Here is a 15,582-nt window from a genome sequence, read left to right as displayed (position 1 = left end):
ACCCTCCTGCCACACTCGCAACCATGACCGACCGCTGGGTTCTCGCCCCGGCCGAGGACGGTGGCGTGGAGCTCGCCCCCCTCGGCCCCGACGGGCTGCCCGCCGGGCCGGTGCTGCGGGAGGCGGATCCGGCCGAGGCCGTACGGCGGCGACCGGAGGTGGCGCGCTGGGTGTGGCGGTCCACCCCCGAGATCTACCCGCGCCTGCTCGCCGCGGGGGTGCGGGTGGAGCGGTGCTACGACATCGAGGACGCCGAGACCCTCCTGCTCGGCCACGCGGGGCGGTCCGGGGAGCCCCGCTCGGCGGCCGCCGCCCTGGCCCGGCTGCGCGGCGGCCCGGTACCCCCCGACCCGCCCCTGCGCTCCGCCGAACCGGGCTCCCAGTCCCCCCTGTTCGAACCGCAGGGCGTCCATCTCCCGCTGGCCGACCTCGCCGAGGTGTACGCCGACCAGCAGCGCCGGCATGACGCCACCGCGCACCCCGACCGGATGCGGCTGCTGACGGCCGCCGAGTCGGCGGGGATGCTGGTGGCCGCCGAGATGAACCACGCGGGCCTGCCGTGGAGCGCCGAGACCCACCGCCGGGTGCTGCACGAACTGCTCGGCGAGCGGTACGCGGGCGGCGGCGAGCCCCGGCGCCTCGCCGAACTCGCCGACGAGGTGTCCGAGGCCTTCGGGCGCCGGGTGCGGCCCGATCTGCCGGCCGACGTCATCAAGGCGTTCGCCCAGGCCGGCATCAAAGTGAAGTCCACCCGCCGCTGGGAGATCGAGTCCCTGGACCATCCGGCCGTGAAGCCGCTGGTCGAGTACAAGAAGCTGTACCGCATCTGGGTCGCGCACGGCTGGTCCTGGCTCCAGGACTGGGTGCGGGACGGCCGCTTCCGCCCCGAGTTCATGGCCCACGGCACGGTCACCGGCCGTTGGGTCACCAATGGCGGGGGCGCCCTGCAGATCCCCAAGGTGATCCGGCGGGCCGTGGTCGCCGACCCCGGCTGGCGGCTCGTCGTCGCCGACGCCGACCAGATGGAGCCGCGGGTGCTGGCGGCGATCTCCCGTGACCCCGGGCTGATGGAGGTGGCGGGCCGGGAGAGCGACCTGTACCAGTCCGTCTCCGACCGGGCCTTCGCCGGCGACCGCAACCAGGCGAAGATCGCGGTGCTCGGCGCGGTCTACGGCCAGACCTCCGGCGACGGTCTGAAGAACCTCGCCGCGCTCAGACGCCGCTTCCCCAAGGCGGTGGCGTACGTCGACGAAGCGGCCCGCGCGGGCGAGGAGGGCCGGCTGGTGCGGACCTGGCTGGGTCGGACCTGCCCGCCGGCGGCCGGGGCGGGTGACGCGGAGGAGGCCGGCATCCCCCAGGACGACCCGGCGGGGCAGCCCGCTTCCGGCGAGGACGGCTGGGTGCCCGGGTACGCCTCCACGAACACCCGCGCGCGTGGCCGGTTCGCGCGGAACTTCGTGGTGCAGGGCAGCGCCGCCGACTGGGCCCTGCTGCTGCTCGCCGCGCTGCGGCAGTCCTGTGCGGGGATGGCGGCCGAGCTGGTCTTCTTCCAGCACGACGAGGTGATCGTGCACTGTCCCGAGGAGGAGGCCGAGGCGGTGGTGGCGGCGATCCGGGAGGCCTCGGCGCTGGCCGGACGGCTGACCTTCGGGGAGACGCCGGTGCGGTTCCCGTTCACGACGGCGGTGGTGGAGTGCTATGCGGACGCGAAGTGATCAGCGTAAGCCCGAGTCGTCGAGGAGGGCGATGAGTTCCTGGAGCACCGTCTGCTCGTCCGTGCCGTCCAGCGCGTCGAGAGCGGCCCGCCACTGCGCGTGCGCCTCCTCGGTGCTGCCCCGCTCCCGCAGCAGGAGTCCGTACTGGTGGCGGGCGAGGGCACCGGTGTAGCGGTCGGCGCGGTAGTCGGCGCGGCGCAGCAGTTCCGCGCACTCGACGGCGGCGCGTTCACCGTGCCCGATCAGGCGCAGGGCGCGGACCAGGCCGAGGCGGCTCTGCGACTCGCCGTGCCAGTCGCCGGGGCTGCCGAGGATGCGCAGGCTCTCCTCGAAGTGGGCCAGGGCGGCGGCCGGTTCGCCGAGGGTGAGGTGGGCGTAGCCGATGTTGCAGTGCGCGGAGTGCCGTACGACCACACTGCCGGTCCGCTCCCCGATGGCGAGCGAGCGGCGGTGCTGCTCGATGGCAGCGCGCGGGTCGGTGTGCTCGTGGAGGTTGCCGAGGTTGCTGTGGGTCACGGCCTCGCCGAAGGGGTCGTTCAACCGCCGTGCGTAGGCGAGGCTCTGGCGCAGCGCCTCACCCGACTCGGCGTACCGGCCGAGGCCTTCGAGCAGCAGGCCCCGGTTGTTGAGGCAGCGGCGGATCCAGGAGTCCGCGCCGAGCCGCCGCCAGAGCGCGAGGGCCCGGTCGTTGAGGTCCAGGGCGTCGCCGTGCCGGCCGGTCAGGAAGTGCAGGCCGGCCAGATCACCCAGGGCGCACGCCTCGGCCGCCTCGTCACCGAGCCGCCGCGCCACCGTGAGCGCGGCCCGGCCGAGGAACTCGGTCTCGGCGACCCGGCCGCTGCGCTGGAGGAAGGGGGAGAGCAGCCGCAACAGGGTGGAGACATGGGCGGCGGCGCGTTCGTCGGGGGTGTCCAGGTGCCGTTCGACCAGGGCGACGATGTTCTCCAGCTCCGACTCGGCCCAGGCGAAGGCCTTGTCGGAGGACGGGAAGGGCGCGATGGCGAGGACGTGCGCCGCGTGCTCGGGAGGTTGCGCGGCGGTCGGACGGCGGCGGTCGTCCAGGTCGAGCCCGGGTTCGACGAGGGCGGTCAGCGCGCGCTCGGCCACGGCTGCGTACCAGCGCAGGGTGGTGCGGGCGATGTCGGGCGCGTGCCCGGTGCCCGCGAGTTCCCTCGCGAAGTCGCGGACCAGGCCGTGCGGGGCGTAGCGGCCGTACGCCGTCTCCTCCAGGAGAGCCACGTCCACGAGCCGGTCGAGCGCGTCCTCGGCACGGGACTCGTCGCCGCCGTCGGTGCCGAGGAGCCGGGCGACGAGGGGGACGCCGTAGGTGGGCAGGTCGAGGGCTCCGATGCGGCACAGCGCGAGAGCGGCGTCGCGGTCCGACCGCCGTCCGGAGGCGGCGAGGGCGTCATGGGCGACGGCGAGGGAGCGGCGGACGGAGAGGTCGTCGTACTCCAGGTGCCGCAACCGGTCCTCGGTGGCGGCGAGTTGGTCGGCGAGGACATCGGGGGTGAGCGCGTGCCGCGCGGCGAGCCGGGCGGCGACGACGCGGAGGGCGAGGGGGAGGCGGCCGGTGAGTTCTATGAGGGGGTGGGTGGCGTCGATGGGGGTGGGGGTGACGTGGGTGGGAGTGGGGTGAGTCGGGGTGACATGGGTGGGGGTGGCGTCGGTGGGTGGGGTTTCGCGGGCGGGGGTGTCGCGGCCGTCTCTGCCCGATACCGCGCGCAGCAACTCCGCGCTCTCCTCGGCCGAGAGGGGGGTGAGGGGGAAGCGGTGGGCGTCGTCGAGGGCGGTCAGGGGGGAACGGCTGGTGACGATGACCGCGCAGCCGTGGCCTGCCGGGAGCAGGGGGCGTACCTGGGCGGCGCTCGCCGCGTCGTCGAGGACCATGAGCGTGCGGGTCGGTGCGAGCAGCGACCGCAGCAACGCGGCTGCCGCGTCCGGGTGTTCGGGGATGCTGCGCGGGTCGGCCCCGAGGTCGCGGAGCAGGGCGGTGAGGGCCTGGGCCGGGGTGAGGGGGGTCATTCCCGGGGTCGCGCCCTGGAGATTGACGTAGAGCTGCCCGTCGGGGAAGCGTTCGCGCAGTTCATGGGCGACATGCAGCGCGAGCGCGCTCTTGCCGACACCGGCCATGCCGCTGATGACGCCCAGGGCGGCGCCGGGGCCGGAGGTGAGGGCGCTGTGGAGGTCGCGGCGGGTGGTGAGGCGGCCGGTGAAGTGGCCGGGGGGTGGGGGGAGTTGGGCGGGGCGGGGGAAGGGGAGGGGGAGGGGGGCGGCGTCGGGTTCTGCGTTGGCTTCTGCGTTGGCTTTGGCGTGGGGAGGGTCGGCGTCGGGGGACGGTGACGGGGTCCTGGGAGTCCTGGGAGTCCTGGGAGTCCTGGAGGGCGTGGAGGTGGGCGGCGTGTCTCCGCGCGTAGCGCTTGGTGGGAAGGCGGCGGGGGCGGTCGTCCGATCGCTCTGGCGTGCCTGATCGATGTCAACGGCCTCTGCTGCGGGGCCTGTTGCTTCCGCGCTGTCTGCTGCGGTCGCGTCAGTCGCATCGTCCGCGTGTGTGTCGCCCGCGTGTGTGTCGTCCGCGTCTGTATCGTCCGCGTCGCCCGTCGCGTTTGTGCCGTCGGCTCGGTCGCCGGCGTCAGCACCCTGCACTTCTTTGGGACCGTCCGCCAGGTCGGCCCTGCCGAGGTGACCTGGGCCCCCTCCCCCAGGCCGGCCGGGCCACCCGGGAACGGGTCCGGTTCCCGGCAGCGCCGCTCCCCCGCGCAGTACCTCGACATGGGCCGCGCGGACCGCGGGTCCCGGCTCCACGCCGAGTTCCTCGATGAGGCGGGTGCGGAGGTCGCGGTGGACGGCGAGGGCCTCGGCCTGGCGGCCGGTGCGGTGGAGGGCGAGCATCAGCTGGCGGTGGTAGGACTCGCGGAGCGGGTGTTCGGCGGCGAGCGCGGAGAGCTCGGGGACGAGGGCGTCCGGTCGGGTGGGGGCGAGGGCGAGCTCGGCGTCGTAGCGCCACTCCAGAAGGAGGAGCCGGGCCTCCTCCAGGCGCTGCACGAGGGCGTAGCCGGCGAGTTCGGAGGGGACTCCGCTGAGCGGCGCGCCGCGCCACAGTGCGAGGGCCGCCGCGCAGGCGTGGACGGTCTCGGGCCAGTTCCCGTCGGCGTGGGCACCGCGGGCCCGGGCGACGTGACTCTCGAAGAGCTGGACGTCGAGTTCGCCGGGCGCGACGCGCAGCAGGTAGCCGGGGGCCACCGCCTGGAGCCGCTCGGGATCGTCGAGCAGCCGGCGCAGCCGGGAGACGTGGTTGTGCAGGGACGCCTTGGCGGAGGCCGGCGGGGTGCTCCCCCACAGCGCCTCCTTGAGGGACTTGGTGGAGACGACCCGGCCGGCTTCGAGGAGCAGCGCGGCCAGCAGGATCCGCTGCTTGCGGCTGCCGACCACGCGCACACCGGCGCCGTCCTGGCCGTCGTACAGGATCGGCGGCCCGAGCAGTCCGAACCGCAGCCCCGACTGCGATCCGCGCCCCATCACGCCGCCCACTTCTGGCGGAAACCCGCCCTCTTCACGACGGTTTCCCGCCAGCCACCCGACACCGACCGATGCCGGAATCCGCTACCACGCCGCGCTTCCACACCATCGGTTCCCCATCGACGCCGTCGACTTCACGCCAGGCTGCGAACAACAAAACGTAGATGCGTTGGCCACATGTTAGCGATTTGTTGGCGCAACCTGATGTGATCACTACATCGGATCTGGCCCGAGGGCGCGCGCGTACGACGCGCAACTCGGGGGAGTGTCGCCGTCGCGGCCGGATCCGTGGGACGCGAGAGGGCCCCGGTCGGCGGAGGTGAGCGACCGGGGTCCTCGTCCCGTTTTCTGCGGGACGTGGTCTCACGTGGTCTCAGATGATGGGCGGGCGGCCCAGGCGGGTGAGCTGCCACACCGTTCGCCAGCGCATCGGCCGCCGTTCACCGGCGGGTTGGCGTACGCCCTCGACGAACCCGGCGAACCAGGCGCGCAGTCCGCTCGACGACCTCGTCCGCAGCACGGTGAGCGCCGTCCACACGGCGAGGTGGACCGGGATGAGCGGCAGGGGCAGTCGGCGCCGGGCCAGCCAGACGCGGTTGCGGGCGTTGACGCGGTAGTAGATGGCGTGCCGGGCCGGTGAGGTCTTGGGGTGCTGGAGCAGGAGTTCGGGCGCGTACAGGATGCGCCAGCCGCGGTCGGCGGCCCGCCAGGCCAGGTCGGTCTCCTCGTGGGCGAAGAAGAACTCGGCGGGCCAGTCACCTGTTTCGGCGAGCATGGTCATGCGGAAGGCGTGGCCGCCGCCGAGGAAGCCGGTGACGTATCCGCCGCGCAGCGGGTCGGAGGCGCCGACGCGGGGGACGTGCCGCTGCTGGGTCTCGCCGTGCTCGTCGGCGATGCGGAAGCCGACGATGCCGAGGCGCTCGTCGGCCGCGAACAACTCCTGTACGCGGCGCAGCACATCGGCGTCCACAAGGAGGCCGTCGTCGTCGAGTTCCACGACCACGTCGATGTCGCCGAAGTCCCGCAGGCGGGCCAGCGCCACGTTGCGCCCTCCGGGGCAGCCGAGGTTCTCCTCGACGTCGAGGGTGGTGACCTCGCCGGGCAGGGAGAGCCGCTCGGCAAACTCGGGCAGCCGGCAGCCGTTGCCGACGACCACGATCCGGGCCGGGGGGAGGTCCTGCTTGGCCACGGACCGCAACAACGCGTCGACCTCGTCGGGCCGGTTCCCCATCGTCACCACGGCGACGGCGACCCTCGGCTCGTCCATGTCCCACGTCCCCTCAAACCGACGGCCATCAACCGCGGCGATGCTAGCCGTTCACGGTAAGGACTTGTTGGGGGTGAGGGGTGGGGTGGTGTGGCGTGGCGTGCCGGGGGGCGAGGGTAGTTCGGGGCAGCGGGGGTGGGGGGTGAGGTGCCGGGGGGGCGAGGGTAGTTCGGGGCAGCGGGGGTGGGGGGTGAGGTGCCGGGGGGGCGAGGGTAGTTCGGGGCAGCGGGGGTGGGGGGTGAGGTGCCGGGGGGCGAAGGTAGTTCGGGGCAGCGGGGACGGGGGGGGGGTCAGGTGGCAGCAGGCGGGGGGACTGCGGGTCAGCGGGAACGGAAGGTGAGGGAGCAGGGGCGCCTTGTTGGATCAGCCCAGCAACCACAACTCACCCCGGCCCCACCCACCAACAGCGACCCGCACCGAATTGGCCCCGCCCCTCACCCCCGCCGGTTCTCCCTCCGGCGTACGAACTTCAGGCCCGACCAGTCCTCCCCCAGCGCCGCGACCTTCACGTCCACGACTCCGAGTGGCAGGAAGACCTCCCGCAACGCGTTCTCCGTGATGTCGCTGACATGCCCGGCCGCCCTCCGCGGCCACGCGATCCACAGCGCGGCCTGATCCGCGAGATCCTCGACCAGCCCGGCCGCCTCGCCCGCGAGCCTCGCGTACTCGCGATGGAAAACGACCACGACATCCGCCCCGCGCGGACCGCCGGCGGCGATGTCACAGTCGTCGGGCAACCCCGGGATGTCCCACCCGTCGGGCGCGCCGGACAGCCGTACCCGGTGTCCCGCCTTGATACCGAGTTTCTTGGCGAGCGGCGTACCGCTGTAACCACCCGCCGCCCCGGACCCCGGGCCCCGCCCAGGCCCCGAGCCCCGCCCAGGCCCCGAGCCCGACGCAGACCCAGCCTCCGCCCCAACACCCGACCCCGCTCCCACCATGTGCCACCTCCACGCGCCGCCCCGCCAGCCCTGTCCCGCCCTCCCCCCAGCTTGACGGCCCGCACGGAGGATGTCCCTCCAGACACGGCAGTCGCACAGCTCCGCACCCGGCACCCGGCACCCGGCACCCGGCACCCGGCACCCACCCCTACCGCACCAACCGCGCAAGAAGCGTGGCAACGTCCGCCAAGAACTGAAGCCACGGCCGAGCCTGCTCCGCGCGCCGGCCGAACCGTCTGCGCCAGGCCCCGGCCCTGACCTGCTCCCGCCGCTGAATCGCCCTGTCCCGCACGCGGCGTAAGGACGTGCCGCGGCTCGTTCCGATGCGCTTGCGTCGCCTCATGCAGGGACGCTAGCCAGGCAGGAACGGCGGCCGCAGGGCGGCGGACCACCAAATCGGGCAGCCGGTTATTGGAGGTAACCCGTAAATCGCCGCCGCACAGGGCCCGTTGAGCGAGACCGACCGATCCCCAACGCCCCACCCGACCAACCGCAAACACCCCCGATCCCCGTCACCCCAATTCCCGTCCCACCCCTTGTAACTCCTTCCAACAGCTCCATAGGATCACCCGAGAATGCGGACTGAATCGTTTCAATAGCGAGCGAGGGACGCGATCATGGGTGAAAGATGGAACCGCAGGAACTTCCTGCGACGCACCGCCGCAACCGCAGCAACGGCCGGAACCGGCATCATCGCGGCAACCACCAGCACACCGACGGCAACCGCGGCACCGCACACATCGCAAGCACCACAAGCACCACAAGCACCACCCACACCGAAGACCCCCGGCCTCCACATCGCACGAACCACCGTGGAGTACGCCACCACACTCCTCGGCACCGACATCGAACGCCCCGGCCTCTCCTGGGAGTTGGCGGCCCCCGGACACGGCGCCCGCCAGGCGGCGTACCAAATCCAGGTGACCCGCGACAGGTCCCGCAAGGACACCCGCGACAGCCCCCGCTGGAACGCCCCCCTGACCTGGGACTCCGGCAAGGTCACCTCCGACCGCACCGTCGGCATCGCCTACGGCGGCCCCGCACCGCTCCTCCCCCGCACCCGCTACCACTGGCGGGTCCGCGTCTGGGACGCCTCCGGACGCGCCTCCCGCTGGAGCGAACCGCGCTGGTGGGAGACAACGTTGTCGACCACCGACTGGCGGGCTCGATGGATCGGCGCCGACGCCCCGGAGCAGCCCCCCTCCTTCGAAGGCGCCGCATGGATCTGGTCGCCGGGCGCCACCACCTCCGGCGCCCCCGAGGGGCCCCGGTGGTTCAGGGCACGGCTGGCCCTGCCCGCCGGCACGGACGTACGGCGGGCCACCGTCGTCGCCACCGCGGACGACGACTTCACGCTCTACGTCGGCGGTGAGCAGGTCCTCAACGCACCGCAGCAGACGGACGGTTGGCGCACCGGCCGAACGGCGGACGTCACCGCGCAGGTGCGGTCCGATGGTGCGGGGGTCGTCCTGGCCGTCCTCGCCACCAACCGCGGTGGAGCCTCGGTCAACCCGGCCGGCCTGCTGGTGCGACTGATCGTCGACACGGCCGCCGGACCGCCCCTCGAACTGGTCACCGGCCCCGGCTGGCGCACCGCCGAGACCGAGCAACCCGGCTGGCAGGAACCGGACTTCGACGACACCGGCTGGGCGCAGGCGGTCCTCCTCGCGCCGTACGGACAGGGCCCCTGGGGCAACGGCGTGACGGTCGCCGTACCGGAACAGCCCGCGCCCCTGCTCCGCCGCTCCTTCACCGTGCCCCGGAAGGTCTCCCGGGCCCGGCTGTACATCAGCGGACTCGCCTACTACGAGGCGGAGATCAACGGCCGCCGCGTCGGCCGCCAGGTCCTCGACCCCGGCTTCACCGACTACGACGAGACCGTGCTGTACGCCGTCCACGACGTGACCGACCTCCTGAGACGCGGTGAGAACGCCCTGGGCGTCACCCTCGGCCGCGGCTTCTTCGGCATGACCACCCCCAACGTCTGGAACTGGCACAACCCGCCCTGGCACGGCGAACCCCGCCTCCTCGCGCAGCTGGAGATCGACCACCCGGACGGCTCCCGCACCACCGTCGTCTCGGACGGCGACTGGCGGCTGACCGAGGGCCCGACCCGCTCCAACTCCCTCTACGCGGGCGAGACTTACGACGCCCGCCGAGCCCCAGCCGGCTGGAGCGAACCCGGCTTCGACGACACCGGCTGGCGCGCGCCCGGCGTACAACCGGCGCCCCGCGGCAAGCTGCGCGCCCAGCCGCACGACCCGATCGAGATCGTCGAGACGGTACGCCCCACCGCGATCAGCGAACTCACCCCCGGCGTCTACGTCGTCGACATGGGCCGCACTATGGCGGGCTGGACGCGCCTGACGGTCCGGGGCGCCGCCGCGGGGACCGTCGTACGCCTGACCCACGGCGAGAAGCTGAAGCCCGACGGCAGCGTGCACGCCCAGACCGACCATGTCCCCGGCCGCTTCCAGACGGACGAGTACATCTGCGCGGGCGGCGCCGAGGAGTTGTGGGAACCGTCCTTCTCCTACAAGGGCTTCCGCTACGTACAGATCAGCGGACTGCCCGCCCGCCCCACCCCCGACCAGGTGCTCGGCCGCGTCGTGCACACCCGGGTGGAGGAGGTGAGCTCCTTCGCCTGCTCCGAGCCGTTCTACGAGTGGCTGGACGGAGCCATGCGCCGCACGGTCCTGAACAACCTGCACGGCATCCCGACCGACACGCCCATGTACGAGAAGAACGGCTGGACCGGCGACGCCCAGCTCGGGGCGCCCGTCATGACGTACGCCTTCGGAGTGCACCGCTTCCTGTCCAAGTGGCTCGGCGACCTGGCGGACAGCCAGACCGGCGCCGGCCAGCTCCCGGTGATCGTGCCGAGCGGCGGATGGGGTTACGGCGATCTCGGCCCGTCCCCCGAGTGGACGACCGTGTACCCCTTCGTGGCCCGCGAGTTGTACCGCGTCTACGGCGACGAGCGCGCCGCTCGGGACCACTGGGCCCCGCTGGTGCGCTACCTCGACTGGGAGCTGTCCCGGCTGCGGGACGGCCTCGCGATCACCGCACTGGGCGACTACCTGCCGCCCGGTTACGGCGGCAACCCGCCCGAGGACACACGGCTGACCGCGACGGCGTACCTGCACCGCGCCCTGCTGCACACCGCCGAACTGGGCGACCTGCTGGGCGAGGACGCCACGGCCGCCCGCTACCGCCGGGCCGCGGACGACCTCCGCACCGCCTTCAACGCGGCCTTCCTCGCACCCGAGGGCCACTACCGCACGGCGAAGGACCCGGACTACCGGCAGACGTCCAACGCCATTCCGCTCGCCTTCGGACTGGTGCCCGCCGGAGCCCGCGCCTCCGTCCTCGACAGCCTGGTGAGGGACATCGAGGAGCGCGGCAACCACCTCAACACGGGGGCCCTGGGCACCAGCGTGCTGCTGCGGGTGCTGTGCGCGCACGGCCGGCCCGATGTGGCGCACGCGATCGCCACCCAGCGGACGTACCCGAGTTGGGGGTACTGGCACGCGAACGGCGCCGACACCATGTGGGAGATGTGGCCCCTCGACTCCCGCTCCCGCGACCACTACTTCCAGGGCACGGTCGCGCAGTGGCTCTACGAGAACGTGGCCGGCCTGCGCCCCGGCGACGCCGGCTACCGCACCTTCACCGTCCGCCCCGACGCCCGTACGGCGGTGAACTGGGCCCGCACCTCCATCCGCACGGTACGCGGCCCCGCCGCGGTCTCCTGGACCCGAGTCGACCACCGCCTGCGCCTGTCGGTCCGGGTCCCGGTGGGCGCGACGGCGGACGTCCACGTCCCGGGCGCGGAGGGGCCCCAGGTCACCGCACCTGCGGGCGCGCGCCACCTGCGAACCGAACCCGGCTTCGTGGTGTTCCGGGTGGCGCATGGGGAGTGGGAGTTCATGGGCGAGGCCTGAGGGGGGTGCTGGGGGCGCCGGGGTCAGGTGTGGTGGTCGGGGGCCGGGCGGTCTCGGTGTGAGCGAACGGAAACGCTGGAGCCGGAGCCGGAGCCAGCCGTTCACCGCCTAGGCGCCCCCCACCATCGCCCATGGTGATGATGGACCCGGTTCCACTCCTCGGCAGGGGCGCCCTCGGGCACCGGTACGAGCATCGACTCCGCTTCGTCGCGCACGCGCCCGACCTGAACCGCCGTCAGGCGTCGGCAACTCCACAGCAGCGCCGCCGTTTCCGCCGGCAGCGGATCGTCGGACCGCGATGGCTCGGCGAGTTCGACCCCCGTGATGGCGGCGAGGTCACCGCGCGGGATACCGAGGGCGGTCGCGAAGCCCGCCACCAGGTTCGCGGTCAGAGGAACGCGGCCCCGTCCGATGCCGCTGATCGTGGAGGCGGCCAGGTACACGCGGCCTTCGGTCAGTACGGCCAGCGTCTTGGCCGTGGCGGTCAGGGAGTGCAGATTCCGGTTGGTGCAGAGCAGGTTGGCGAGCGTCGCGCCAAGGCCCGACGAGTGCGGGTCATAGATCAACGGCGTGACGCACGGCCGTTCTTCGAGTTCGCTCGGCAACTGCTGCACGAACCGGTTGACCTGGGCCCTCTGGTTCGACGGCAGTGCCATCGTGATCCGGATCAGGCCCACGACCGCGGCCCCGGCAGCCGAATCCCGGGGTGTGAGGGGTTCCGGCGCCGCGATTCCGGCGATCACACAGAGGTCGGCGGCGTGAAGACGGAACGCGGCGGCGAGACCGTCGAGCTGCGATGCCTGCGGCGGAGTGCCCGACACCAGCGAACGGAGTTCGGTCTCCGCGACGCCAGACGTGGAGGACAGCCATGTGAGATCCGTCCGGCGGTGCTTCAGGAGCCGGGTCAGCACATCACCGAAGGCTGGATGATTCGCCAAGGTACGACCTTACGTTCCACGCCGACATGGGACCGACCGCGCATTGCGATGCACAGATTGCCCGCACCCGATTCGCCCGGATTCCAGGGGTACCGAAACAAGAAACCCCAGGTCATAGCACTGACCTGGGGGTTTCACAACAGAGCCGCCTTCGGGATTCGAACCCGAGACCTACGCATTACGAGTGCGTTGCTCTGGCCATCTGAGCTAAGGCGGCGCGCCGTCCGCACTATGGTGCGATCAGCAACGTCGGTAAGTCTACACAGTTTCCGGGGGTGCTCCGCACCAGCCCTCGGGGCGCCCCCGGACCGCCCGTCGGCGGGGTCATGAGCAGCGCTTTCCGTTCGTCGGAGGGGTGCCGCGGAGCAGGTACGCGTTGATCGTGGAGTCGATGCAGGCGCTGCCGCGACCGTACGCGGTGTGGCCGTCGCCCTCGTAGGTGAGCAGGCGGGCCGAGGTGAGCTGGGCGGCCAGGGCGCGGGCCCAGCGGTACGGCGTGGCCGGGTCGCGCGTCGTGCCGACCACCACGATCGGGGCGGCGCCCCGCGCCTCGATGCGGTGGGGTTCGCCCGTGGCCCCGACCGGCCAGTACGCACAGCTCAGCGACGCCCACGCGAGGCCCTCGCCGAAGACCGGCGACGCCTTCTCGAAGGACGGCAGCGCCCTCTCGACCTCCTCCGGAGTGTCGTAGGCGGGCGGCAGGTCGAGGCAGTTCACGGCCGCGTTGGCGGACATCAGGTTGCTGTAGCGACCGTCGGCGTCCCGCTCGTAGTAGCTGTCGGACAGGACCAGGAGGCCGGCGCCGTCCTTCTCCTTGATCGCCGAGGTCAGCGCCTCCCGCAGCTGTGCCCAGGAGCTCTCGTCGTACATCGCCGCGATCACACCGGTCGTGGCGAGGGCCTCGCCGAGCCTGCGGCCGTCCGCGTCGCCGGTGGGGATCGGGTGCGCGTCCAGCCGCGTGAAGAAGGCCTTGAGGTTCCGGCCGACCTCGGCGGTCGTCGTGCCCTTCGTGCCGAGCGGGCAGTCCGGCTGCCGCACACAGTCCTTCGCGAACGACTGGAACGCCGTCTCGAACCCCGCCGTCTGGTCGAGGTTCATCCGGCGCGCGGGCAGCGAGGGGTCCATCGCACCGTCCAGCACCAGCCGCCCCGTACGGCCGGGGAACAGTCCCGCGTACGTCGCCCCGAGGAACGTCCCGTACGACGCCCCCACGTAGTTCAGCTTCCGGTCGCCCAGCACCGCCCGCACGACGTCCATGTCCCGGGCCGTCTCGACCGTCGACACATGCCGCAGCAGCCCCGGCGCGTGCGCGCCGCACGCCTCCGCGAACTCCTTGTAGGCGTCGACGAGTTCCGTGGTCTCGCGCGCGTCGTCGGGGGTGGTGTCCGTCTGGGTGTACGTGTCCATGTCCCGTCCGTCGAGACATTCGACGGGCTCGCTGCGGGCGACTCCGCGCGGGTCGATCGCGACCATGTCGTACCGGGCCCGGACCGCTGCGGGGTAGCCGATCCCGGCGTACGCCTGGACGTAGCCGACCGCCGAGCCGCCCGGTCCGCCCGGGTTCACGAACAGCGACCCGAGGCGCTTGCCCGGCCCGGTGGCCTTCTTGCGGGTGACGGCGAGACGGATGTCCCCCTGGGCCGGCTTGTCGTAGTCGAGCGGCGCCTTCAGCGTGGCGCACTCGAAGCCGGGGACCCCGCAGCCGCGCCAGCGCACCTTCTGTCCGTAGTACGACGCGAGCGCGGCCGGTGGCGCCTTCGGCAGCGCGGCCGGCGTCCCGTCGGCGGCCGCAGTGGCCGAGCCGACCGAACTCGTCGAGGCGCTGGCGGAGCAGGCGGAGGCGAGAAGGGCCGCGGCCAGCAGGATGCCGCCGGTGCGGAGGGAGCGGGAGCTGCGCCTGGTGTGCATCAGGCGAGAGTAACTCTGTGCAGTTGACTGATCGCAATCCGTGTGAACAAAGCCTCGTACGAGTGACACGGTCAACCCGCTCTGAGCGCCATCGTCATCGCCTCCACCGCGAGCAGCGGGGCCACGTTGCGGTCGAGGGCCTCGCGGCAGGCGCCGATCGCCTCGATACGGCGCAGGGTGCTCTCCGGTGAGCTGCCGCGGGCGAGCCGCTCCAGGGCGTCCTCGGCGTCCGCGTTGGCGATCGCCACCTTCGAGCCGAGCTGAAGGGCGAGGACATCGCGGTAGAAGGCGGTGAGGTCGGTCAGCGCGAGGTCGAGGCTGTCGCGCTGCGTGCGGGTTCTGCGGCGCTTCTGCTTGTCCTCCAGGTCCTTCATCACGCCCGCCGTGCCGCGCGGCATCCGGCCGCCCTGCGCGGCACCCATCGCCGCCTTCAGCTCCTCCGTCTCCTTGCCGTCCATCTCCTCGGCCAACTGCTTGGCGTCGTCGGCCGCCGCGTCCACGAGTTCCTGGGCCGCCCTGAGGCAGCCGCCGATGTCGTCGATGCGCAGGGGCAGCTTCAGTACGGCGGCACGGCGCTCGCGGGCCGCCGGGTCGGTGGCGAGGCGGCGGGCCCGGTCGACATGGCCCTGGGTGGCGCGGGCGGCGGCCATCGCCGCGGCGGGCTCGATGCCCTCCCTGCGCACGAGCATGTCGGCGACGGCGTCGACGGAGGGGGTGGACAGGTTCAGGTGCCGGCAGCGGGAACGGATCGTCGGCAGGACGTCCTCGATGGAGGGGGCGCACAGCAGCCACACCGTGCGCGGGGCCGGCTCCTCCACGGCCTTGAGGACCGCGTTGGCCGACTTCTCGTTCAGCCGCTCGGCGTCCTCGACGAGGATGATCTGCCAGCGGCCGTTCGCCGGCGAGGTGAAGGACTTCCGCACGGTGTCCCGCATGTCGTCCGCGAGGATCTGGGTGCCGACGGCGGCCACGGAGGTGACGTCGGCGTGGGTGCCGATGAGTGCCGTATGACATCCGTCGCAGAATCCGCAGCCCGGTACTCCGCCGAGCGCCCGGTCGGGGCTGACGCACTGCAACGCGGCCGCGAAGGCCCTCGCCGCCTGGTTCCGGCCCGCTCCGGGCGGGCCGGTGAACAGCCAGGCATGGGTCATCTTCGACGCCTCGGGGGGCGGGGCGTCGGTGGCGGCGGCGGTGACCAGGGCGTCGGCGTCCCGCGCGGCGGCCGCGAGCTGCTCGCTCACCCGCTCCTGCCCGACCAGGTCGTCCCACACGGTCATGGATCCCGCCGCCCTTTCGTCATGCCTTGCGCGTCGAGTCCATTGTGAGGGTGAGCACTGACAACGGGTTCAC

Annotated in this window: 8 protein-coding genes and 1 tRNA gene; 2 read left to right on the top strand and 7 right to left on the bottom strand. The window is 72.7% G+C overall.

Annotation, left to right across the window (positions count from 1 at the left end):
• Positions 1 to 23: 23 nt before the first annotated feature.
• Positions 24 to 1,715, top strand: a complete 1,692-nt coding sequence (locus AC2XR2_RS25105; protein ID WP_491516370.1) for a bifunctional 3'-5' exonuclease/DNA polymerase — start codon at positions 24 to 26, stop codon at positions 1,713 to 1,715.
• On the opposite strand, the gene AC2XR2_RS25100 is transcribed toward AC2XR2_RS25105, so the two are convergent.
• From AC2XR2_RS25100 to AC2XR2_RS25090, 3 genes are all read right to left on the bottom strand, one after another.
• Positions 1,716 to 5,234 carry an AfsR/SARP family transcriptional regulator gene (locus AC2XR2_RS25100; RefSeq protein WP_491516369.1) on the bottom strand — a complete coding sequence of 1,173 codons (3,519 nt, stop codon included), beginning with the start codon at positions 5,232 to 5,234 and terminating at the stop codon, positions 1,716 to 1,718. It abuts the gene before it with no gap.
• 373 nt (positions 5,235 to 5,607) lie between these two features.
• Positions 5,608 to 6,501: a glycosyltransferase family 2 protein gene (locus tag AC2XR2_RS25095; RefSeq protein WP_449352508.1), complete on the bottom strand. Its 894-nt coding sequence runs from the start codon at positions 6,499 to 6,501 to the stop codon at positions 5,608 to 5,610.
• 434 nt (positions 6,502 to 6,935) lie between these two features.
• Positions 6,936 to 7,238: a DUF3052 domain-containing protein gene (locus AC2XR2_RS25090; protein WP_491516368.1), complete on the bottom strand. Its 303-nt coding sequence runs from the start codon at positions 7,236 to 7,238 to the stop codon at positions 6,936 to 6,938.
• Positions 7,239 to 8,254: 1,016 nt separating this feature from the next.
• Here AC2XR2_RS25090 and AC2XR2_RS25085 point away from each other — a divergent pair.
• Positions 8,255 to 11,386 carry a family 78 glycoside hydrolase catalytic domain gene (locus tag AC2XR2_RS25085; protein ID WP_491516367.1) on the top strand — a complete coding sequence of 1,044 codons (3,132 nt, stop codon included), beginning with the start codon at positions 8,255 to 8,257 and terminating at the stop codon, positions 11,384 to 11,386.
• A 101-nt stretch (positions 11,387 to 11,487) separates the two neighbouring features.
• Here the strand turns inward: AC2XR2_RS25085 and AC2XR2_RS25080 are convergent, their stop codons facing one another.
• From AC2XR2_RS25080 to AC2XR2_RS25065, 4 genes are all read right to left on the bottom strand, one after another.
• Positions 11,488 to 12,297, bottom strand: a complete 810-nt coding sequence (locus tag AC2XR2_RS25080; protein WP_491516366.1) for a hypothetical protein — start codon at positions 12,295 to 12,297, stop codon at positions 11,488 to 11,490.
• 170 nt (positions 12,298 to 12,467) lie between these two features.
• Positions 12,468 to 12,541, bottom strand: a tRNA-Thr gene (locus AC2XR2_RS25075).
• Positions 12,542 to 12,648: 107 nt separating this feature from the next.
• Positions 12,649 to 14,232, bottom strand: a complete 1,584-nt coding sequence (locus tag AC2XR2_RS25070; protein WP_491516365.1) for an alpha/beta hydrolase — start codon at positions 14,230 to 14,232, stop codon at positions 12,649 to 12,651.
• A gap of 71 nt (positions 14,233 to 14,303) precedes the next feature.
• Positions 14,304 to 15,509: a DNA polymerase III subunit delta' gene (locus tag AC2XR2_RS25065; RefSeq protein WP_491516364.1), complete on the bottom strand. Its 1,206-nt coding sequence runs from the start codon at positions 15,507 to 15,509 to the stop codon at positions 14,304 to 14,306.
• Positions 15,510 to 15,582: the final 73 nt, after the last annotated feature.

The sequence above is a fragment of the Streptomyces sp. LS-MS-L19 genome, from assembly GCF_058382285.1.
This window is presented reverse-complemented; position numbering and strand designations above follow the sequence as displayed.

Bases quoted from the DNA above. Each gene is read 5' to 3' on its own strand.
- AC2XR2_RS25095 (WP_449352508.1), bottom strand. From the start codon at position 6,501: ATGGACGAGCCGAGGGTCGCCGTCGCCGTGGTGACGATGGGGAACCGG.
- AC2XR2_RS25105 (WP_491516370.1), top strand. From the start codon at position 24: ATGACCGACCGCTGGGTTCTCGCCCCGGCCGAGGACGGTGGCGTGGAG.
- AC2XR2_RS25100 (WP_491516369.1), bottom strand. From the start codon at position 5,234: ATGGGGCGCGGATCGCAGTCGGGGCTGCGGTTCGGACTGCTCGGGCCG.
- AC2XR2_RS25070 (WP_491516365.1), bottom strand. From the start codon at position 14,232: ATGCACACCAGGCGCAGCTCCCGCTCCCTCCGCACCGGCGGCATCCTG.
- AC2XR2_RS25065 (WP_491516364.1), bottom strand. From the start codon at position 15,509: ATGACCGTGTGGGACGACCTGGTCGGGCAGGAGCGGGTGAGCGAGCAG.